The organism is Streptomyces sp. NPDC050211, from assembly GCF_040656035.1.
GTDB lineage: Bacteria > Actinomycetota > Actinomycetes > Streptomycetales > Streptomycetaceae > Streptomyces.
In genome coordinates, this window is sequence record NZ_JBFALC010000036.1 from 80,709 (window position 1) to 100,040 (window position 19,332).

Consider the following 19,332-nt stretch of genomic DNA (forward strand, 5'->3'; position numbering starts at 1 on the left):
TTTCCGGTCGTAGGCGCCGGAGTGCGGCAGATCCCGACGCCGCGCGGCAGCGCCGCTCATGTCCCCGATGGCCGCGGCTGCTCCGGCGGAACCGAGGTCTCGGCAGCCGCCATCCACTGGTCAAGGTCGGTTTGGGTGAACTCTGCCCACGGTGGGATTCCGGGGAGCTGTCGGAGGAGGTCGTAGGCCTCGGGGATCTGGGCTCCGCGGAGGACCGGGCAGTGGCAGCCGGCGATGACCTCGGCGTTCAGATGTTGGAAGTCGCTGACGACCGTTCCGAACTTCTGGGCGTCCAGCAGGGCGACCCAGGGGGAGACCAGCCTTCCGCCGAAGAACTGGCCGTCACGGAATTCGTCCGGCGACAGCGCCGCTGTTTCGGGCACAGGGGTCGGCACGTTCGTGGCGAAGGTGTCCACGGCCCACAGGACGTTGGCCTTCGGGTCGAAGAGGGCGCGGGTTGTGGGATTGTCGTACAGGGGCGGTCGCTTGGCGACCAGGGTGCGATCGCCTGCGTCGATGGTGTCGCCGTCGGTCATGAAGCGGCACCGGTTGATGGGCGTCTCCCACTCCTCGGCCATACGGCCGATGGAGAACCATGTCGTCAGCAGGGTCGCGTTCGGGCATTCCGCGAGGACCGCCAGGAGGTTCCCGGCGTGGTCCCGGTCGTCGTGGGTGAGGAAGATCCACCGTACGTCCAGGGGATCCACGACGGACCAGGCCGCCTCCAGCCACTGGGAGCGCACCGCGGGCGCCCCGGTGTCCACGAGGACCGGTTCGGTTCCCCGGATCACCATCGAGTTCATCGGGAAGTGGCCGACCGGCGGGGCCTCAAGGGCCCACGGGATGACGAACGTCTCCTCGGCGATCTTGTACGGCTGCAGAAGGTCGAAACTTTCCAAGGTTGTCATCGCTGCTCTCCTTAGGACGGAGTCGCCGCAGCGTCCATGAATCCAGTGCAGGCCCGTGCCGGGCTGTCGTCAAACGCAGAACTCGTGACGGTCGCTTCGGTGAGCGACGAAGGGTGCACGGTCGGCGCCGACCGGTCCACCGCCCGCGCACCCCTGCCATCAAGGCCGGGCAGTATCCCAGCTCACAGCGGCGATCGACGGGACGGGCGATCGGCAGGGGCGGCGGAGGCGTTGGTAGCGTCGGCGTGTGCCGTGCCGTCCGGTGCGGTGTGCCGCTCGACCGAGAGAGACGTGATGTCCCCGACGATTCGCAGGGCCGTGATCCCGGCCGCCGGACTCGGTTCCCGTCTGCTGCCCCTGACGAAGGCGACACCGAAGGAGATGCTCCCGGTCGGCGACAAGCCGGTCATCGAGCACACCGTCCGCGAGTTGGTGGACTCCGGCATCACCGACATCACCATCGTCGTCTCCGGCGGCAAGAGCCTCATCCAGGACCACTTCCGCCCCAACCCCGCGCTCGTCGAACAACTGCGCGCCGACGGCAAGACGGCCTACGCGGACGCGGTGGAGGAGGTCGCGGAGCTGGCCCGCCGGGGCCACATCACCTACCTGGACCAGTACGGCCCGTACGGCAACGGCACCCCGGTGCTGAACGCCGCCCGTGCCTTCGGCGACGAGCCGGTGCTGGTGCTGTGGCCCGACGACGTCTTCGTGGCCGAGGTCCCCCGCGCCCAGCAGCTGATCCGCGCGTACGAGCAGACCGGCTGCCCGGTGCTGGCCCTCCTGCCGATGGACCCCACCGAATCCCAGCGCTACGGCGTGCCCATCGTCAAGGAAGACCTCGGCGACGGCCAGCTCCGCATCACCGGCCTGGTCGAGAAGCCTGAGCCGGCCGCCGCACCGTCGTCGTACGCGGCGATCGGCGGCTATGTCGTCACCCCCGGCATCATCGACGAACTGCGCGAACAGACCCGTCGCTGGTACGAGCACAGGACCGGCGAGGTCTACCTGACCGACGCCATCAACGCCTACGCGGCCACCCGCGCGGTGTACGGGCAGGTCATCAAAGGCCGCTGGTACGACACCGGCAACCCGGCCGACTACCTGGTCGCCCAGATGGCGTTCGGCCTCGCCCACCCGGAGTACGGCCCCGTACTGCGCGGCCTGGTCGCGGGACTCGATGTCGACCCCGCTGCCACCGTCCAGGCGGAAGCCACCGCCTGACCTGCCGCTTTTGGTTCCGGGCCAGCCACAGCGGGCGGCCCGGAACGGGTGCCCCGTACGGGGCGACGTCGTTCCACGCGCGCTCGTCCCCGCGCGGCTCTCACGTCAGCGGGCTGTCCTTCGCCGTGGTCGTACCGTGGCGGGCCCGGATGATCGAGATCACGGTGTCGGTGGTGTGGTCGAGATAGCTGTGGCCATCGGGCAGTCGGCCCTCCGGGCTGATGTAGCTGCGAGGCCCGAGGTGAGTGGCCGGGTCGAGCCGATGCACGGTGATCTTCCCGGCGCGGGCGGCGCGGTTCCATCCGCTGCGGCGGAACAGGCGCCAACGCTGAGGGAAGATCCAGGTGCCGACCCGCTCGATCCGGTCGCTCGCACTGGTGAGTTGATGCACGTGCTCGGCGTGGGTGAGGTCGTTGGCGCCGTTGTGGAAGCCGCCGAGTGTGATCAGCAGGAGGGGGCAGCGCAGCTGGGTGTGCAGTTCGTCGACCGCGCCGGTGGCGACCTGCGCGCCGCCGCTGTAGCTGAGCAGCACCACGGGGATGCCACTGTCGGGCTGGTAGCCGCCGAGCCGTAGCTGCGTGGCGATCTGGGAGCCGACGGCCCGGTTGTACAGGGGCCGGTACCGGTGGTCGGCGGCGACGAAGATCTGCATGACGTTGTGCAGGAACAGCAGCAGCCCGATGCGACGGCGCAGCCACGCCCACACCGGCCGGTCGGCGAGCGGGTCGGCCAGCGGCGAGTAGGGCTGCACCTGGCCCAGCACCCGCAGTTCCGGCGCTCCGGCGAGCACGGCCTTGACCAGCTGGCCGCCGTCCCGGGTGTCACGGACACGGCGTTTCCCGATGCCGTCGAGGTAGACCAGGTAGGCGGCCGGGGGACTGTCGGGGGCCGCGCCTCGGGCGTAGGGCACGCCGTCCGGGAGCTCGGTGATGGGCGCCCGCCAGCCGGCGCTGTAGGCGAGCACCTCGTAGCGCGCCAGCAGGGCTTCGGCGAGCAGCACCGGCCCCAGTGCGCACACCCAGAGCACGAAGCCGTTCATGCGATCACCTCTGGTCCCCGGGTCGCACTGATCCTCACGACCAGGCGCCGTACGGCTTCCACGGCGACCCCGAGAGCGGCCCCGGAGACGGCCACGCAGCCGGCGGCGCCCCACCAGCCGAGCCCGGTCGCCGCCGCGAGCGGGCCGGCCAGACCGGCGCCGACTCCCACAAAGAGCAGCAGGTGGAGCAGGGGCCCGAGCAAGGGGAACGCAAGCACGGCAGCGAGCATCAGCGGGGCCACCAGGCCCGGCGTCCACAGCAACTCGTCGCCCGGCGTCGGCGAGGACAGCACCAATTCGGCCAGGGTCCACGCGGTCAATGGCCACAGCGTGAACACGGCAGTCTCGACGAGGCCCGCGGCCACCAGCAACCCGACCACAAAAGCCCGCGACATGCCGGGCCGGCGCGCCACCAGGGGCAGGATGCGCCCGGCGGCCTCCGACAGCCCGGCGAACAGCAGCAGGACGATGACAGGTGACATCACTCGGCCTCGCGTGACGGATCGACGGGAACCGACTCACGGACCGGGCCGGTCGCTCGCAGGTACCGTTCGAGTTCGTCGGCGGCCCGCGCATACCCGCCCGCCTCGTGCTGGGCCACCTGCAGGGTGCTCGCGGCTGCCCCGAACCCGGGGTCGTGCAGCAGACGCCGGGCGAGGACACGCACAGAAGCCTTGGTGACGTCCTGGGTACGGATCGACAGGCCTGCGCCGAGTTCGACGACGCGACGGGCCACCATCGGCTGGTCGGCGCCCTGCGGGACCACCAGCATCGGAACCCCGGCGTACATGGCCTCGTTGACGCTGTTCATCCCGCCATGGGTGATGAACAGCGCCGCGCGGGCCAGCACCTCCGGCTGCGGCACGAAGCGGTGGGCGAGCACGTTGGTCGGCAACGGTCCCAGTGCGTCGGGATCGGTCTGCCCGGTGGAGACGATCACGGTGCCGCCCAGCGGGGCGAGCGCGGTCGCGAAGGTGCGCAGCAGTTGCGGGTCGGCGTTGAACACCGTGCCCAACGAGGCGTACAGCACCGGGTCCTGGAGCCGGTCGGCCGGGAACGACGGGTCGGCGGGGCGGGCGCCGATGCTCGGGCCGACGAACCGGTAGGAGCGGTCGAACTCCTCGACGGCGGGCTGGAACGCCCCCGAGGTGTAGACCAGATTGAGTGGCTGGCGGATGTTCCCCAGGTCGAGCAGCGGCAACCCGTGAGCGTCGTAGCGGTGGTGCAGTGCCCAGCGGGACCGTACGTAGCCCTGAAGGCTGCGGGGCCGGGCCGTTGCCGCGGCCAGCATGTCCCACGAGCCGCCTGTGGGGCTGGGCACATGCCGGTTGAAGGCGAACGTGGTGAACGACGACGCCGCCGGCACCCCGAGTTCGCGGGCGGCGACCGCGCCCCACGGACAGGCGTTGTCGTGGACGATCAAGTCGGGCCGGACACGGCGCAGGTCGGAGAGGACAGCGGGTAGCAGGTGGACGGCGGTGCGCGCGAGCCCCTCCAGCATCGTGAGCGGCGTCGGTGGATCGGGGAGCGGCTGGTCGCCCCCGGGGTAGAGGCACACGGTCGCTCCGGTGGCCTCGATCTCTGCACGGAACGCGGGCGAGGTGTGGTACGTGACGGAGTGGCTGCGCCGGACAAGCTCGGCCACGATGGGCAGCGTCGGGTTGACGCGCCCGTGCATGGCGATGTTGAGGAACGCGATGGTACTCACAGGCCGACCCCCTATAGGGAAGAAGTGGATGCTTCGCCCGGACTGGCGGACGTCGCCGGAGGGTCGTCCGCCCGGTACAGGCCCGGACCGTCGATGCGCAGTCCGTCGAGAAAGCGCCCCGCGGTGCGGGACGCGGTGCTGATCAGCCGCTGGGAGTGGCCGAAGTCCCAGGGGGCGGGCCAGGACTCGATGCCGGTCGGCAGGACGACGGTGGGAATGTCCTGGGACACCTCGTGCAGGTCACGCTCGATCTGATGGTGCAACAGCAGCAGCCCGGCCCTGGCTGCGATCGCACTGGCACGTCGGGGCGGGTGGGTGGTGGGCAACGGCGAGCTCTCCGGCCCGGTCGCCACCACGACCACGCTGGCCGCCCCGGCCTGCTGGGCTGCCAGCACCGGGACATAGGCGATCACCCCGCCGTCGACGAGGGTCCGGCCGTCACGATCCACCGGGGGCAGCATTCCGGGAATGGCCGCGCTGGCCAGCAGCGCGGACTGGAGGTCTCCGTGGTCGAGCAGCGCCAGGGCGCCGGTGACCAGGTCCATGGCCACCGCGGTGAACGGCACCTTCAACTGCTCGATCCGCGACGGCAGTTCGGCCCGAGCGATCAGTCGACGCAGGCCGCGATCGGTGAAGACGCTGGCCCGCGAGGACAGATAGCCGAGCGGATACACCTCACGGCGACGCAACTGCGTCCACACGTGGTCCAGCCACGGCGCGGCCCGGTCGGGATGGGCGGCCGCGATGGCCCCGTTGAGGGCACCCACCGAGGTTCCGATGATCATGTCCGGTACGAATCCGCGCTGCTCCAGCGCGTATCCGACACCGACATGCGCCGCCCCGAGCACACCACCGGCGCCCACCACCACGGCCACGGGACGGGGAAGGGCGTGCAAGCCCCCCGAGGAGTCGCTTGCGCCGGAGACGAAGCGTGCCGATGTGCCTGATCGTTGACGCCAGGTAACCCTCATGATGCACCTTTCTCACCGTGGCACCGAACGGATTGCTTTTCCAACCAGGACCAGGCGGACACACAGCGTGTGACACCGTCGGCAGGTGAAACGGGGAACCGATGGATGCCAGGTGCCGGTCAGCCGAACTGGCCGGGCTGGTAGTCACCTGCGGGCTGCTGGTTGATGACGTTGATGCGGTTGTACGCGTTGATGAGGGCGATGACGGACAGCAGGGCGACGAGCTGATCCTCGTCGAAGTACTTCGTCGCGTTGCTCCAGGCCTCGTCGGTGACACCGCCGGCTGCGTCGGCGATGCGGGTGCCCTGCTCCGCCAGTTCCAGCGCGGCGCGCTCGGCGTCGGTGAAGACCGTGGCCTCACGCCAGGCCGCGACCAGGTGGAGGCGCTGCGCGGTCTCTCCCACCGCGATGGCGTCCTTGGTGTGCATGTCGGTGCAGAAACCACAGCCGTTGATCTGGCTGGCGCGGAGCTTCACCAGTTCCTGCGTCGCGAGGGGCAGTGTGGAGTCCGAAACCACCTTGCCGGCCGAGTTGATGTGCTTGAGCACCTTGCCCGCGAGGGGGTGGCCGAAGTAGTTGAGACGCGATTCCATGCTGATCTCCTTGCGGTGTGGCGGATACACACCATTGACCGGAGAGGCCGGCGGCCTGTGACAGGGCGCGGGGTGTGGTGGGGGCCTCAGAGGTACCGGGGGCCGGTGCCCCAGTCCTGACGCGTCCTGTGGATGATCGATGCCGTGCTGCTCGAGTCCCTGTCCGTCGCCGCGCTGGTCGTGGTGCTGGTGTGTGCCGTTGTCCGCCCTTTCCGCTGGCCGGAGGCGGCCTTCGCGGTACCCGCTGCTGGCATCGTGGTCGCCGCCGGCGGGATTCCGATCGCGGAGGTGCGGGAGGAGGCGGCCCGGCTCGGGCCGGTGATCGGCTTCCTCGCCGCCGTACTGGTGCTCGCCAAGCTCTGTGACGACGAGGGGCTCTTCCACGCCTGCGGGACATGGATGGCCCGCTGGTCCCGCCGCCGACCGCACAGGCTGCTGGGCGCGGTCTTCGCTCTCGCCTCACTGATCACTGCCGTGCTCAGTCTGGACGCCACCGTGGTCCTGCTGACGCCGGTGGTGTTCGCCACCGCCGCACGGATGGGGGTCCGGCCGCGCCCTCACGTGTATGCCGGCGCGCATCTGTCGAACACGGCGTCCCTGCTGTTGCCGGTGTCGAACCTGACGAACCTGCTCGCATTCACGGCGACGGGACTGACCTTCACACGTTTCGCGTTGCTGATGACCTTGCCATGGCTGGCGGCCATCGCCGTCGAGTACGCCGTCTTCCACCGCTTCTTCGCCGCCGAACTCGACGCACCGGCCGATCCGGCGGGGGCGGAAGAGCCTGCGGAGCTGCCACTGTTCGCGCTGGTGACGGTCGCCGCCACCCTCGCCGGCTTCGTCGTGGCTTCCGCACTCGGCATCGACCCGGCCTGGTCGGCGGCGGCCGGTGCGGCCGTGATGGCCGTACGCGCCCTGGCTCGCCGGCACACGACTCCGGCCGCGATCGTACGCTCAGCCGACGTGCCGTTCCTCGCCTTCGTCCTCGCCCTCGGTGTGGTCGTACGGGCCGTCGTCGACAACGGCCTCGGCCGGGCCCTCGGGAATGTCCTGCCCGACGGCACGACGCTGCCCGCCCTGCTGGGCATCGCCGCGCTCGCCACACTCCTGGCGAACCTGATCAACAACCTGCCCGCCGTCCTCGCCCTCGTGCCCCTGGCCGCACCGTCCGGGCCCGGCGCGATCCTGGCCGTCCTGCTGGGCGTCAACATCGGCCCGAACCTCACCTACGCCGGATCCCTGGCCACGCTGCTGTGGCGACGTATCGCCCACCACCATGATCACGACGTCCGGCTCAAGGAGTTCACCCTCCTCGGCCTGTTCACCGTCCCCCTCGCCCTGCTGGCCTCCACGCTCGCCTTGTGGGCCTCGCTGAAGATCACGGGGGAGTGAGGGCTCCTTGCTCGCCCTTCCGCCCGGTCAGCGCAGGTCGAGTCGCATCAGGATCCGGGGATGACCGGCCAGTACCGAGGTGGTGTCGGCGGCGTGGGTGAATCCGGCGCGTTCGAAGTTCTTCCGCAGCCCGGCGTACGCCATCGTGAGGTCCACCTTGGCGTCGCCGTTGTCCAGGGGGTATGCCTCGATCACCGGGGCGCCCCGGTCGCGGGCGAACTCGACCGCGCCGGCGATGAGCGGGTGGGTGATCCCCTGCTTGCGGTGGCCGGCGCGTACGCGGATGCACCACAGCGACCAGACGGGCAGATCGTCGACGTGCGGGATCTTGCGGTTGCGCGCGAAGGTGGTGTCCGAGCGGGGCGCCACCGCGGCCCAGCCGACGGGCTCGTCACCGTCGTAGGCGAGCACCCCCGGAGGGGGATCGGCACGGCACAACTCGGCCACGAACTCGCCGCGGGCCGGGCCGCGGAGCTGGTTGTTGAGCTTGGACGGGATGCGGTAGCTCAGGCAGTAACAGACGGTCGATTCGGGCGATTTCGGGCCGATCACCTTGCGGACATCCTCGAAGACCGAAGCCGGGCGCACCTCGATGGTCATGGCCCCACGATGTCACGGCCCTCATCGCCACGCACGGCCGCCGTGACTACGGTCGGCGCAGCCCGGCGATGAGGAGTTCGACCAGTCGGCGCGCGTCGTAGCGGGGATTGCCGCCGGCGCCCGCGCACAGCCCTCCGACGCCGCGCATGAGCTCGTACGCGTCCTGGCCGGGGCGGATCTCGCCGGCGTCGGCGGCGGCTTCGAGGAGCTGGGTGCAGACGGGCACGAGGCGGTCGAGGAAGTAGGAGTGCAGGGGGTCGAAGCAGGGGTCGTCGGACTGCAGCACGGCCGCGAGCCCGTGTTTGGTGACCAGGAAATCGACGAAGAGGTTGATCCATTGCCCGAGCGCGGCATGGGGAGTCGCGCTGCTCGCCAGCAGGGCAGGGCCGGCCTCGGCGAGGGCGTCGACCTGGTGGCGGTAGACGGCGACGATGAGATCCGCTCGCGTCGGGAAGTGACGGTAGATCGTGGCCGTTCCGACGCCGGCCTTGGCGGCGATGTCGCGGATCGGCGCTTCCACGCCTGCCGTGACGAAGACCGCGGCGGCCGCGTCGAGCAGGGTCTCCTGGTTGCGCCGGGCGTCGGCCCGTTTGGGCCGCGCTGCGCGTCCCGCGTCCCGATCGTCTTCGTTCACCGCGCCCTTCCCTTCGCTGCCGTGCTTGCTTGCTAAACGGGACACTGTCCCGTATCTATTAAACGGGACACAGTCCCACTTCTTCATGATGCCAGACCCAGGGCGTCAACCGCGCAACAGCTGAAAGGAAGGCCGCCCCATGGCCGAATCAGCCAGGGCAACCATGGATCCAGCCATGAGCGCACCCCCTCCCATCGTCTCCGTGAAGCCGATATTGCTGCCGGCGCCGGGCCGTGGACACGAACTCCATGTGCGCGTCACCGCCCCCACGGCCGGACACGAACTGCCCCTCATTGTCTTCTCACACGGCTTCGGCTCATCGCTGGACGGCTACGGACCGCTGGCCGACTTCTGGGCCGCTCACGGATTCGTCGTCATCCAACCCACCCATCTCGACTCCAGGACCCTGGCCCTCCCCCTGAACGATCCCCGCACACCACGGATCTGGCGTTACCGAGTCGAGGACATGAAGCGCATCCTCGACCACCTAGATCTCCTGGAAGCCGCCGTGCCGGGCCTCAGCGGCCGCCTGGACCGAAGCCGTATCGCCGCAGCCGGCCACTCCTTCGGCGGCCAGACCGCCGGCAATCTGCTGGGCCTGCGAGTCCTTGATGAGCAGAACAAAAAGGGAGAGGACCTTTCCGACTCGCGCATCAAAGCGGGCGTACTGCTCGCCACGGCCGGACAGGGCGGCGCCGACCTGACACCGTTCGCTGCCGAGCGCTTCCCGTTCATGAACCCGAGCTTCGAGGACATGACCACGCCGACCCTCGTGATCGCGGGGGATCAGGACGACTCACCGCTGAGCGTGCGGGGGCCGGACTGGTGCGCCGACCCCTATTTCTTGAGCCCCGGCAGCAAGAGCCTGCTCACCGTGTTCGGGGCGGAACACTCGCTGGGCGGAATCCCCGGCTACGAAGCCAAGGAAACAACGGACGAGAACCCCGAACGAGTCGCCCTGATCCAACGGCTCACCTGGGCCTACCTTCGCAGCGCGCTCGACCCGCAGGACTCCAGCTGGTCGGCAGCCCGCATGGCATTGACGGCGAGCAGCAATCCACTGGGCCGCATCGAATCCAAGTGAAAGTGCATGCGCTCCGTCGTCGAGTCCATGGACATCGCCTGCCGAACTCCGTTCCCCTGATGGCACAGCGGGCCGGCCACGGCTGGAACTCCCGCTGCCCCATGACTCGTTGGGCTCGCGATCGGAGAGCGACTGATGCCGAGTGGACTCATCGCGCTGGCACTCGGCGGCTTCGGCATCGGTCTGACCGAGTTCCTGATCGCCGGGCTGCTGCCGCAGGTGGCGTCGAGTTTCGGGGTGTCCGAGGCGGCGGCGGGCTGGCTGATCTCCGGGTACGCGTTGAGTGTCGCGGTCGGCGCGATCACGCTGACCGCGGCGACGGCGCGGCTGCCCCGCAAGGTCATCCTCGTCGGCCTGGTGGGGTTGTTCGTCATCGGCAACCTGCTGTCGGCGGTTGCGCCGAACTACCCGGTGATGCTGCTCGGGCGGATCGTCGCCGCGCTCTGCCACGGTTCGTTCTTCGGTATCGGCTCGCTGGTCGCTCGCAGCCTGGTCGCGCCGGAAAAGAAGTCCCGTGCGGTGGCGGTCATGTTCGCCGGGCTGACCGTCGCGAACGTGCTCGGCGTGCCGTTCGGCGCGCTCATCGGTGAGCGCTGGGGCTGGCGAGCGGCCTTCTGGGCAGTCACCGGAATCGGCGTACTCGCCCTCGCGGGCATCGTCGCCCTCGTCCCCGCCAGCGCGGGAGAAACACGCCCTCCGACTGCGGCGGGCAGCTCCGACCCGATGCCGCCCATCGGCTTGAGGGCCCAGTTCCGCGCGTTCCGGTCCTGGCAGGTCTGGCTGACCCTGACGGCCACCGCACTCAGTTACGGCGGGATGTTCGGCGCGTTCAGCTACATCGCCTACACCTTCACCGAGGTCGGCGGATTCTCCTCCGCCGATGTCGCCTGGCTGTTGATGGTGTACGGCGTCGGCCTGGTCGTCGGGAACCTGATCGGCGGACGAGCGGCCGACCGCGACCGTGATCGCGCCCTGGTCCTCGCCCTGCTCGGACTCACCATCACCCTGGCCGCGTTCGGCCTGCTGGCGAGCAGCGCCACCGCTTCAGTCATCCTGGTCTTTCTGATGGGCCTGTTCGGATTCGCTGGCGTCCCCGGCATGATCACCCGCGTCACCGACTACGCCCACGGAGCGGCACTCGCCGCCAGCGCCAACGTGTCCGCGTCCAACCTCGGCAACGCCCTCGGCGCCTGGCTCGGAGGCCTGGCCATCACCGCGGGCCTCGGCTACACCGCACCGCTCTACGTAGGCGCCGGCATCGTCCTGGCATCCGTCCTCGTCATGGCCGTAGCCGCACATCACGCGAGGTCGCCCACGAAGCAGACCGAGTACCCCAAAGTCGAGCCAACTGGTGCAGGCCCCAAACCCCGTTGAGACGGTTCGCGATCTCTCCTAGGTTGGCCCGTGTGACGATCGAGGTGCCCTACCGGCCAATTCCGGTTGACCAGTCGGACGTTCGCTACGTCCACGGCCCCGACTCGGCTCTACAGTCGGACGTGCCCGTCGGGGAAACGATCGAGTTCGACTGGAACGACAGCGCGATATACCCCGGCACGTCGCGGAAGTTCTGGGTCCACGTGCCAGCGCGTTACAACCCTGCCAACCCAGCGTCGCTCATGGTGTTCCAGGACGGATGGTGGTACCTGGATCCCGCAGGTGAGGTCCGCGGGGCGATCGTCCTGGACAACCTCATGCACCGTGGTGACATCCCGGTCACCATCGGCGTGTTCGTCGACCCCGGCGTCTTCCCCGACGCCGAGGATCCGAAGAACCGCAACACAGAGTACGACGCATTCGACGATCGCTACGTCAGTTTCCTCCTGAACGAGATCGTCCCCGAGGTCAGCAAGCGCTACTCGATCGCCGAGGACCCCGATCAGTGGGGCATCTGCGGTGGCAGCAGCGGCGGCAACTGCGCCTTCACCGCGGCGTGGCTACGCCCGGACAAGTTCCGCCGCGTCATCGGGTACCTGTCCAGCTTCGCGCAGATGCCGCACGGCAACCCGTACCCCGAACTCGTTCCCCGCGTCCCCCGCAAGCCGCTGCGCATCTTCCTGCAGGCGGGCCATCGCGACCTGCACTGGAACGAGCCCGAGGCGAACTGGCTCGCCGAAAACCTGCGTGTCGCGGCAGCACTCGCAGAATCCGGGTACGACTTCCGCCTCGTCCTGGGTGATGGCGGCCACAGCCCCAACCATGGTGGTGTCCTGCTCCCAGATGCCCTGCGCTGGTTGTGGCGGTCTGCTGATCACTCGCACCAGTCGGTGGGCTCGGGTGAAGCGACTTCCGCGGTGCTGTGACGGCTACGGCCGAGGTGCGACTGGGCCCAGCCTCAACGGGGCGCCCCTTCGCGGAGGCGCCCGGTCATAACCATCCGGCAGCTCACACCAGGCGATGAGTTTCGATGGGAAAGGGGGTCTTCTTGTGTGGACGCGACGCTGGGTGGCAGTAGGGCGCCATCGCCCAGTCCCGGAATCGGCGCGTGCACTCGACTGAGCCTGTTGACGAGTAGGGAGACCCCAGGGTGGACGACATCGTGGTCCAGAAGATCGTTCGACCCGTGCGCGCGGTATCGGGCCCGTGGCTGGAGGTGATCGCTTCGAACCTCGACTACCACCGTGCCACCTTCCTGTGGAAGTGCGAGGGCCTCTCGGAGGCGCAACTGCGGCAACGGCCTGTGCGGTCGTCAGAGTTGACCCTGCTGGGGCTCATGCGCCATTTGCAGGGAGTCGAGCGTGCCTGGTTCCAGCGGACGCTGGCGGGGACAACCCCTCAGTTCTTTCCCCATCGGACCTACGTCACCGCTGCCGGTGACGAGTGGTACGACGAGTCAGACCCTACGTCGGCCAGGGACGTCTATGAGGACTACCTGAAGGCGTGCGAGGAGTCGCGGCAGGTCTTCTCGCGGGTGACCGACGACCCTGCACGCCTCGTGCCGAACCCGGAATTCGGTGACACCGATGTGCGGTTCGTCCTCGCGCATGTGATCGAGGAGTATGCCCGCCATGTCGGCCACGCTGACCTCCTCCGTGAAGCCATCGACGGTGCCGTCGGCGAGTAACCCGCCCTCTTGCCGGCGCGGCCATCACGCAACCGCGGCCAGAACTGCCCAGTTGGCTACTCCGAGTACCAGGGGACCAGGATTCCGGCGCACGCGAGCATGGTGAAGAAGTGCGCCGCGGTGTCGGTGATGATCTCGTCGTTCGAGCCGGAGTGAGGGCGTTCGTGGCGTTCGAGCACCTGTGCCGCTGGGCTTCGAGGCGAGCGGACGGCCCTCTGCCGCCGAACCTTGAGAACGTCCCCAAAGGGTGGACCGCAACTCCCTTGCACGGCGCAACCCTTCGGCCCGCTCCCGGGTCCAACCGGCGACGGCGGGGGACGGGCCCCTCGCCGAACCCGCCACTCCACGCCCGGCCATGCCGCGATCCCGGGAGGCGCATCGTGCGCACCAAGCGACCCACCAGCAGACGCAGGACGAGCCGGACGACCGCCACGGCCGCGGCGACCGTACTGCTGACGATCGGCGCCACGATCACCGCGACGACCACGTCGGCCACCGCCGCCCCCGCGCCCATCACCCACGACGACTTCAACAGCGACGGCTACCGCGATCTCGTCGTCTCTGCCCCTGGCGCCACGGTCAGCGGCAAGAAGGGCGCCGGCTACGTCGCCGTTCTGTACGGCTCGGCGACCGGCCTCTCCACCTCCCGGCGGGCGACGTTCAGCATGAGCACCCCCGGCGTGGAAGGTCTCGCACAGAGCGACGACCGGTTCGGCCATGCCACCGCCACGGCCGATGTGGACCGCGACGGCTACGACGACCTCGTCGTCGGCGCCCCCGGCAAGGACGTCGGCTCCGCCGTCGACGCGGGCTCGGCCACCGTGCTGTTCGGCTCCGCGACCGGGCTGCAGGCCACCGACAGCCGATGGCTGCGGGAGATCACCCCGGTGGCGGGCAACCGCTTCGGGATGGGACTGGCCGCCGGGTGGTTCAAGATTGTCGACTCGTCGGTCGCCATCATCTCCAAGGGCACCTTGTGGGCCTTCAGCTTCCAAGTCATGCCCTACGGCCGGGTCATGACCTCGGACTACACCGCGCTGTCCTACTTCGTACCCGCGGATTTCCGTCCCGCCTCGCTCACCATGGGCGACTACAACAAGGACCGCGCGGACGACCTCGTCATTCTCGGGACCGGGAGCTACGGCCAGGCGGGCCTGTACGGCAGGGCGGTCTACGTGTCCGGGGGAGGCGGTGGGTGGGCGGACCGCTATGAGATATCCGGCGGTGGCCCGGTCGGTGCCTCGGGCGACGTCAACAAGGACGGTTACGCCGACCTCGTCGTGGGCTCGCCCGCCGAGCGCGATTCCGCAGGCAACCCTTCCGGCGCCGGCGTCATCTACGTCCACTTCGGCGGACCCGGCGGCCCGGGCAGCAGGCAGTTCTGGACTCAGAACTCGCCCGGCGTCCCGGGCGTCAACCGGGTCGGCGACCGCTTCGGGGGTGCCGTGAGCGTCGGTGACATCGACGGTGACGGCTACGGCGACGTCGCGATCGGCGCCCCGGGCAACGACATGGGCACCGACCTCGACGCGGGCACCGTCTGGGTGATGCGCGGCTCCGCCACCGGCCTGACCACGCACGGCATCCGCACCCTCAGCCAGAGCCCCAGTGCCGTCCCCGGCACCCCGGAGAAGGCCGACCAGTTCGGCGGCGCCCTGCGACTCATCGACGCCGACCGCAACCTCAGGGCCAGCCTGATCGCCTCCGCCCCCGGCGAGGACACAGGCGACGGCCGCGTCTGGGTCTTCCCCGGCACCAGCGGCGGCCTCTCCACCAACCGCTCATGGTCCTTCAACGGCGGCACGCTCCGTGCCCCCACCGCCGACGCCCGATTCGGGGAGACACTCGCCCCGCACGGCCGTTGAGGACAACGACCGTGACGGCGCGCCGAGCAGACCACCCCGGGTCTTGCTCCGGGGGCCGAGCTATGGCTGACTGGCGACGGCGCCGAGGGGGAGTGCATGGGCAACTGGGTCGTGATCGCGCAGTACTACAGCGACGTATACAGGACCGAGTTCATCTGCGAGGGGCAGGAGACCAAGGACCAGGCACTGAAGGCACTCCGTGCTGCGGTCCACACATATGTACCGAGCAGAAACATCATCGAGAAGCGGCGCCGCGTGTACCGCTTCGCCGACCAGGAGTCATACCTCGTGGTGATCAAAGGCAGGCTGTCGGAGTGGGAGTGCACCCTGCGCATCGCCGAGCTGGTCTCGGACTCGTCCGACCCGGCCGTGGCCGAGCGGGCGCAGATGGACGACGGCGCGGCAGAGTTTGCCGATGGGCCGCAGGACCGGATCCCGCCCGGCTACTAGGGCCTGTCTGGAGTTGCGTTCATGTGGCGGGGCGGAGGCTGCAGATCCAGATGATTGATCCGCGAAGCTGAAGTCCCGCCATGTAGCTGTCGGGTGTCTTGTCGTATCGGGTGGCTAGGCCACGCCACGCTTTGATCTTGTTGATGCAGCGCTCCACGGTGTTGCGGTCCTTATATTGTCCGGCGTCGAAGGCGACCGGTCGGCCGCCGGCGCTTCCGCGCTTCTTACGGTGGGCCGCCTGGTCGACCTTTTCCGGGATGACCGCCTTGATCCCTCGTCTGCGCAGGTAGGCGCGGTTGACCCGAGAGGAGTACGCCTTGTCGGCGGCCACCGCGTCCAGGCGGGTGCGTGGACGCCCGATGGGCCCGCATACCTTCACCTTCTCCAATACCGGCACGAACCGCGGGCTGTCGGCGGCCTGTCCGGGAGTGAGCACGAACGCCAGCGGACGGCAGCGCCGGTCCGCGGCCAGATGGACCTTGCACGTCAGCCCGCCGCGCGAGCGTCCCAATGCAGCCGCCGTCAGCCGGGCGCGATGCCGGCGCCGGTTCGTCGACGCTCGGCCCGCGCGTCCTGGCGTGCCTGTTCCTGCTCGGTCAGCGGACCGATTTGCCCGGTATCGGCCGCCCCTTTTCCTCAGCCACGGCCTGCTCCAGCGCCGCCAGCACCGCCGGATCCACGATCATCCCGGCCGCGTCGTGGTGCACCCGGGCCACCGTGGAATCCACGCTGACCAGCGACAGATCCGTCTCACCGCGAGCGGCAGCCTCAGCGATCATCACGTCCATCAAGGCAGCGAACACCCCAGCGTCCCGCCACTGCGTGAACCGGTCGTACACCGTCTGCCAAGCGCCGAACTTCTCGGGCATCTCCCGCCACTGGCTCCCAGTCCGGAACCGCCAGATCACACCCTCGAACTGCTCACGCAACCGCTTGGGATAGGGGCCGAACCGCCCGATCGGCAAAAACGGCTCGATCAAAACCCACTCAGCATCGATCAACTCGCGCCGGGTCACATCAGGGTTCTACCAACCCGACGGCATCCACCGGACCGAAACTGAACCTCACAACTCTAGACACGCCCTAGGTGAAAGAGCGCGGTTCGAAGCTGATCCCTCCGCGGTCGGCCATCCGTAGCACTCGCCTGCCGTATCGCGGCGGTTGGCGCAGGTGAAGGGTGAAACTCCAGGCGCTGAACTTCAGGAGGAAGCCAGCGCCCTCCAGGTGGTACCACCGCCTCTCACTGCGGGGGAGCGTCGGCCCTACCTGTTGCAGCCTCCTCATTTGCAGCGGCAGCTGGATGGAGCGCAGGTCGCCGGATATCGGCCCCATGCAGTCGAAGACCAGCGTGGCCGGTGAGACCCAGAACTTGTCGTCCCGCCAGGGCGACGGCGGCTCGACCCGGCGCACGATGTAATCGAGGTCGAGGTGCAGTTGCAGGGCCGACGGTGCGGTGTCATCGATGTCGTCCTGCTCGAGGAACTCCTCGGGGGTCAGGTCGTCGGGCGGGCCCTCGTCGTCGGTGACGGCGAGGGCGTGGATCTGGCACGAGTCAAACGACATCGCGTCAAGGTCCCGCTCCGTCCAAGTGGCCTTGCTCAAGCCTGACTCGGGGTGGACCACCATCTGCATACCGCGAGTATCGACCAACACGAGCACATCGCAATAGGGATCACGACTCCAAACGCGGCCTAGCTCCCGCGCGGGGGCGATCGTGTTGTGCCCGGTAGGGAACTGCTGAACGCTCAGCAGGTTGGACACCGGTGAATGTCAGTGCCTCGGATCCGTCACGGTCTGTAGTGGTCACGCCGTGGAGTAGAAATTCAGTCGCCTTTGATTAAGAGTTCCGGAACGCCGACCGCTATGAACGTAAACCCAGTTGACCAGGCGCGACGTGTTGCCCATGACCGTTTCCCCGATGCGCAGGCCGTGATTCTTGCCAGGTCGACGGCCGCCGGGCGAGCCACTCCCAGTAGTGACCTGGACCTGGCGATACTCATCGGAGACGGCGGCGAGACTCGCCGGGAGACGATCCGGTTCGAGGGCTGTGTCGTGGAGCTCTTCGTCCATACCCGTGCCGGTCTCGTGGACCTCTTCGCTGCGGACGTTGCTGCGCGTCGTGCGGTCATGCAGAGCATGTATGCCACCGGTCTCGTCCTCGTCGATACAAATGGTGGGGCCGGGCGTGCCCGCGCCCTGGCCGAAGCGGACCTCCGCGAGGGTCCGCCGGCGCTGGAACCGCAGACAGTCGAGACGAAGAGGTATGGGCTGACGGACGCGCTGGACGATCTCGCCGACACGAGTGACCGATTCGAGCGTCTTGCGGTGGCCGGGCTCGTTCTCAATGCTGCGGCCGATCTGCTCTGCGACTACCACCACGCCTGGATCGGCCGTGGAAAGTGGCTGCCACGGCGTCTTCTGGAGGCGGACGATCAGCGCGGGACCGCCCTGCTTGAAGGGCACCTGCACCTGTGTGAGTCGGGAGACCCGACGCCGATGATGGACGCAGTCTCGGAGATCCTCGACCTTGTCGGCGGGCCGCTCCGCGAGGGCTATCGCCGGACCTGGCGTGGCGTCATTGAATCGGGTCCTGCTACTACCGCGCATTGACGGAAGCTGAGGTCAGAACGGGGAGTGCAGCCCAAAGCGCGTGGAACCTGCTGGATGAGGCCGCTCGCACGATGTGCACCTGGGACGGCATCTGGAACCAGTGCAAGGCGCGGGACCACATCCCGGCATGGCTGCGAACCCTCACAGGCGAACCCGCTCTCCTCCTGGCCGCCGTACTCAAGGAACACCCACGCTGCGCACAGCACCTCGTCGGTCTGCTTCGCCAGAGCGATACGGACCCCAGAATCCGCGAAGCGATCACAAACACTGATCCCAGGCAACAGGCGTAACGGGGGCCGACACGTCAGGCCGGACTCATGTCCTACCGCAGACCATGGGCTGCGGCAATGTGAAGCTTCCCCGAGCCCTCGCCACCTTCCGCAGCCTGGCGATCAGCCTCGCCCACCTCGCCGGATGGAAGAACAACGCCGCCGCACACGACCACTACCGAAACCGCCCGGCCGACGCCCTACGCGAACTCGGTCTCACGGGCTGAGCACGCATCACACCTGAGGCGTGAGGTGAGGTTTCGGACAACATCTGATGTAAGCCCCTTTACGGGGATCCGCACAGAAGAGTTACAAGCGGAATATCGCCGTCATATTGCTTTGCTTCAATTGGCAGGGAATGCTTAGCGAAATGAAAATAAGAAATTCGATCCGAGGAGTAGTCGGCATTGCGGCCGTGGGTGCGATGATGTTGCTCGCGTCGTCGCCTGCACATGCTTACGTAGGCAATAGGACCCTGTGGCTCGCGAACGATCGCGGCGCTATGGAGCACATCGACGACGGTGACAAGTTCGTGGTCTGCGACACAAGAGCCGACGGTTACGGCGTCAAAGGTACGCTCTGGAGAGGCACCTGGGAGGGATCCGCCAGCCTTGTATTGACGGTGACTGATGGCGGAGATAGCGATTGCGATTACCAGACGTACGACATTAAGACGGGTGATGACTACTTCATGTTTCTGTGCTGGAATGGGGACCCTACCTCCAACAGCTGCAGACATATGGCCATCGAGGAATAGCAGGCACTGACGTCTGATATCGCGCCGGATCCCAGCCTGAGTGATCTTAATCTGTGCTGCGTTGTGCATTTTTAAGGGCTGTCCCGCAAAGATCGGTTTGAGTGACCCGGGGCGCTTTGCCCCGGGCTTGCGGTCCATCAGGCGACCGCCCCACCCGCGTTCCGGAT

General features: G+C 68.3%; 21 protein-coding genes and 1 pseudogene. 9 read left to right on the forward strand and 13 right to left on the reverse strand.

From position 1 onward, the window contains the following. Positions 1-56: 56 nt before the first annotated feature. Complete coding sequence (locus tag AB0I98_RS30245) at positions 57-908, reverse strand: MBL fold metallo-hydrolase (protein WP_362947575.1); 852 nt, start codon at positions 906-908, stop codon at positions 57-59. 294 nt (positions 909-1,202) lie between these two features. Between AB0I98_RS30245 and AB0I98_RS30250 the strand changes: the two genes are divergently transcribed. Next, positions 1,203-2,132, forward strand: a complete 930-nt coding sequence (locus AB0I98_RS30250; protein WP_362947576.1) for a UTP--glucose-1-phosphate uridylyltransferase — start codon at positions 1,203-1,205, stop codon at positions 2,130-2,132. A 100-nt stretch (positions 2,133-2,232) separates the two neighbouring features. Here the strand turns inward: AB0I98_RS30250 and AB0I98_RS30255 are convergent, their stop codons facing one another. The 5 genes from AB0I98_RS30255 to AB0I98_RS30275 form a co-directional block, all read right to left on the reverse strand. Further along, positions 2,233-3,171 (reverse strand): hypothetical protein, encoded by a 939-nt coding sequence (locus tag AB0I98_RS30255; RefSeq protein ID WP_362947577.1) that lies wholly within the window; start codon positions 3,169-3,171, stop codon positions 2,233-2,235. Further along, the gene (locus tag AB0I98_RS30260; protein WP_362947579.1) at positions 3,168-3,653 is read right to left on the reverse strand and encodes a hypothetical protein; all 486 of its coding nucleotides are present in this window, start codon (positions 3,651-3,653) and stop codon (positions 3,168-3,170) included. Before AB0I98_RS30260 ends, AB0I98_RS30255 begins: the two co-directional genes overlap by 4 nt. Continuing rightward, a complete protein-coding gene (locus tag AB0I98_RS30265; protein WP_362947580.1) occupies positions 3,653-4,879 on the reverse strand; it encodes a macrolide family glycosyltransferase in 1,227 nt (408 codons plus the stop codon). Before AB0I98_RS30265 ends, AB0I98_RS30260 begins: the two co-directional genes overlap by 1 nt. Before the next feature lie 11 nt (positions 4,880-4,890). Beyond that, complete coding sequence (locus AB0I98_RS30270; protein ID WP_362947581.1) at positions 4,891-5,775, reverse strand: patatin-like phospholipase family protein; 885 nt, start codon at positions 5,773-5,775, stop codon at positions 4,891-4,893. Between the two features lie 194 nt (positions 5,776-5,969). Further along, a complete protein-coding gene (locus tag AB0I98_RS30275) occupies positions 5,970-6,443 on the reverse strand; it encodes a carboxymuconolactone decarboxylase family protein (protein WP_362947582.1) in 474 nt (157 codons plus the stop codon). 132 nt (positions 6,444-6,575) lie between these two features. Here AB0I98_RS30275 and AB0I98_RS30280 point away from each other — a divergent pair, with 132 nt between their 5' ends. Next, positions 6,576-7,835 carry an SLC13 family permease gene (locus AB0I98_RS30280; protein ID WP_362947583.1) on the forward strand — a complete coding sequence of 420 codons (1,260 nt, stop codon included), beginning with the start codon at positions 6,576-6,578 and terminating at the stop codon, positions 7,833-7,835. A 27-nt stretch (positions 7,836-7,862) separates the two neighbouring features. Here AB0I98_RS30280 and AB0I98_RS30285 read toward each other — a convergent pair whose 3' ends face one another. Both AB0I98_RS30285 and AB0I98_RS30290 read right to left on the reverse strand, forming a co-directional pair. Continuing rightward, positions 7,863-8,435, reverse strand: coding sequence for a GNAT family N-acetyltransferase (locus AB0I98_RS30285; RefSeq protein ID WP_362947585.1), 573 nt, complete (start codon positions 8,433-8,435; stop codon positions 7,863-7,865). 46 nt (positions 8,436-8,481) lie between these two features. Further along, on the reverse strand, positions 8,482-9,069 hold the full coding sequence (locus AB0I98_RS30290; RefSeq protein WP_362947586.1) for a TetR/AcrR family transcriptional regulator: 588 nt from the start codon (positions 9,067-9,069) through the stop codon (positions 8,482-8,484). Between the two features lie 175 nt (positions 9,070-9,244). Here AB0I98_RS30290 and AB0I98_RS30295 point away from each other — a divergent pair, with 175 nt between their 5' ends. The 4 genes from AB0I98_RS30295 to AB0I98_RS30310 all read left to right on the forward strand — a co-directional run bounded on the left by AB0I98_RS30295 (position 9,245) and on the right by AB0I98_RS30310 (position 13,214). Beyond that, positions 9,245-10,153 (forward strand): alpha/beta fold hydrolase, encoded by a 909-nt coding sequence (locus AB0I98_RS30295; RefSeq protein WP_362947588.1) that lies wholly within the window; start codon positions 9,245-9,247, stop codon positions 10,151-10,153. A gap of 135 nt (positions 10,154-10,288) precedes the next feature. Further along, entirely contained in the window at positions 10,289-11,527 is a 1,239-nt protein-coding gene (locus AB0I98_RS30300; RefSeq protein ID WP_362947589.1) for an MFS transporter, read from the forward strand. A gap of 32 nt (positions 11,528-11,559) precedes the next feature. Next, a complete protein-coding gene (locus AB0I98_RS30305; protein ID WP_362947591.1) occupies positions 11,560-12,453 on the forward strand; it encodes an alpha/beta hydrolase-fold protein in 894 nt (297 codons plus the stop codon). A 224-nt stretch (positions 12,454-12,677) separates the two neighbouring features. Further along, a complete protein-coding gene (locus AB0I98_RS30310; RefSeq protein WP_362947593.1) occupies positions 12,678-13,214 on the forward strand; it encodes a DinB family protein in 537 nt (178 codons plus the stop codon). A 56-nt stretch (positions 13,215-13,270) separates the two neighbouring features. Here the strand turns inward: AB0I98_RS30310 and AB0I98_RS30315 are convergent, their stop codons facing one another. Next, positions 13,271-13,393 carry a hypothetical protein gene (locus AB0I98_RS30315; protein WP_362947594.1) on the reverse strand — a complete coding sequence of 41 codons (123 nt, stop codon included), beginning with the start codon at positions 13,391-13,393 and terminating at the stop codon, positions 13,271-13,273. 201 nt (positions 13,394-13,594) lie between these two features. Between AB0I98_RS30315 and AB0I98_RS30320 the strand changes: the two genes are divergently transcribed. Both AB0I98_RS30320 and AB0I98_RS30325 read left to right on the forward strand, forming a co-directional pair. After that, entirely contained in the window at positions 13,595-15,079 is a 1,485-nt protein-coding gene (locus AB0I98_RS30320; RefSeq protein WP_362947596.1) for a hypothetical protein, read from the forward strand. A 96-nt stretch (positions 15,080-15,175) separates the two neighbouring features. Then, on the forward strand, positions 15,176-15,529 hold the full coding sequence (locus AB0I98_RS30325) for a hypothetical protein (protein ID WP_362947597.1): 354 nt from the start codon (positions 15,176-15,178) through the stop codon (positions 15,527-15,529). Between the two features lie 19 nt (positions 15,530-15,548). On the opposite strand, the pseudogene AB0I98_RS30330 reads toward AB0I98_RS30325, so the two are convergent. The 3 genes and pseudogenes from AB0I98_RS30330 to AB0I98_RS30340 all read right to left on the reverse strand — a co-directional run bounded on the left by AB0I98_RS30330 (position 15,549) and on the right by AB0I98_RS30340 (position 17,992). Next, positions 15,549-16,545 (reverse strand): annotated as a pseudogene (locus AB0I98_RS30330) (IS5 family transposase). Positions 16,546-16,612: 67 nt separating this feature from the next. Beyond that, a complete protein-coding gene (locus AB0I98_RS30335) occupies positions 16,613-17,290 on the reverse strand; it encodes a hypothetical protein (RefSeq protein WP_362947598.1) in 678 nt (225 codons plus the stop codon). Positions 17,291-17,332: 42 nt separating this feature from the next. Further along, positions 17,333-17,992 carry a hypothetical protein gene (locus tag AB0I98_RS30340; protein ID WP_362947599.1) on the reverse strand — a complete coding sequence of 220 codons (660 nt, stop codon included), beginning with the start codon at positions 17,990-17,992 and terminating at the stop codon, positions 17,333-17,335. 496 nt (positions 17,993-18,488) lie between these two features. Between AB0I98_RS30340 and AB0I98_RS30345 the strand changes: the two genes are divergently transcribed. Continuing rightward, the gene (locus tag AB0I98_RS30345) at positions 18,489-18,635 is read left to right on the forward strand and encodes a hypothetical protein (protein ID WP_362947601.1); all 147 of its coding nucleotides are present in this window, start codon (positions 18,489-18,491) and stop codon (positions 18,633-18,635) included. 59 nt (positions 18,636-18,694) lie between these two features. Here AB0I98_RS30345 and AB0I98_RS30350 read toward each other — a convergent pair. Then, the coding region (locus AB0I98_RS30350) for a hypothetical protein (protein ID WP_362947602.1) at positions 18,695-19,332 on the reverse strand (638 nt) is incomplete at its 5' end.

Coding starts and splice junctions, on each gene's coding strand:
- AB0I98_RS30245 (WP_362947575.1), bottom strand. CDS start 908: ATGACAACCTTGGAAAGTTTCGACCTTCTGCAGCCGTACAAGATCGCC.
- AB0I98_RS30250 (WP_362947576.1), top strand. CDS start 1,203: ATGTCCCCGACGATTCGCAGGGCCGTGATCCCGGCCGCCGGACTCGGT.
- AB0I98_RS30255 (WP_362947577.1), bottom strand. CDS start 3,171: ATGAACGGCTTCGTGCTCTGGGTGTGCGCACTGGGGCCGGTGCTGCTC.
- AB0I98_RS30260 (WP_362947579.1), bottom strand. CDS start 3,653: ATGTCACCTGTCATCGTCCTGCTGCTGTTCGCCGGGCTGTCGGAGGCC.
- AB0I98_RS30275 (WP_362947582.1), bottom strand. CDS start 6,443: ATGGAATCGCGTCTCAACTACTTCGGCCACCCCCTCGCGGGCAAGGTG.
- AB0I98_RS30280 (WP_362947583.1), top strand. CDS start 6,576: ATGATCGATGCCGTGCTGCTCGAGTCCCTGTCCGTCGCCGCGCTGGTC.
- AB0I98_RS30285 (WP_362947585.1), bottom strand. CDS start 8,435: ATGACCATCGAGGTGCGCCCGGCTTCGGTCTTCGAGGATGTCCGCAAG.
- AB0I98_RS30295 (WP_362947588.1), top strand. CDS start 9,245: ATGAGCGCACCCCCTCCCATCGTCTCCGTGAAGCCGATATTGCTGCCG.
- AB0I98_RS30300 (WP_362947589.1), top strand. CDS start 10,289: ATGCCGAGTGGACTCATCGCGCTGGCACTCGGCGGCTTCGGCATCGGT.
- AB0I98_RS30325 (WP_362947597.1), top strand. CDS start 15,176: ATGGGCAACTGGGTCGTGATCGCGCAGTACTACAGCGACGTATACAGG.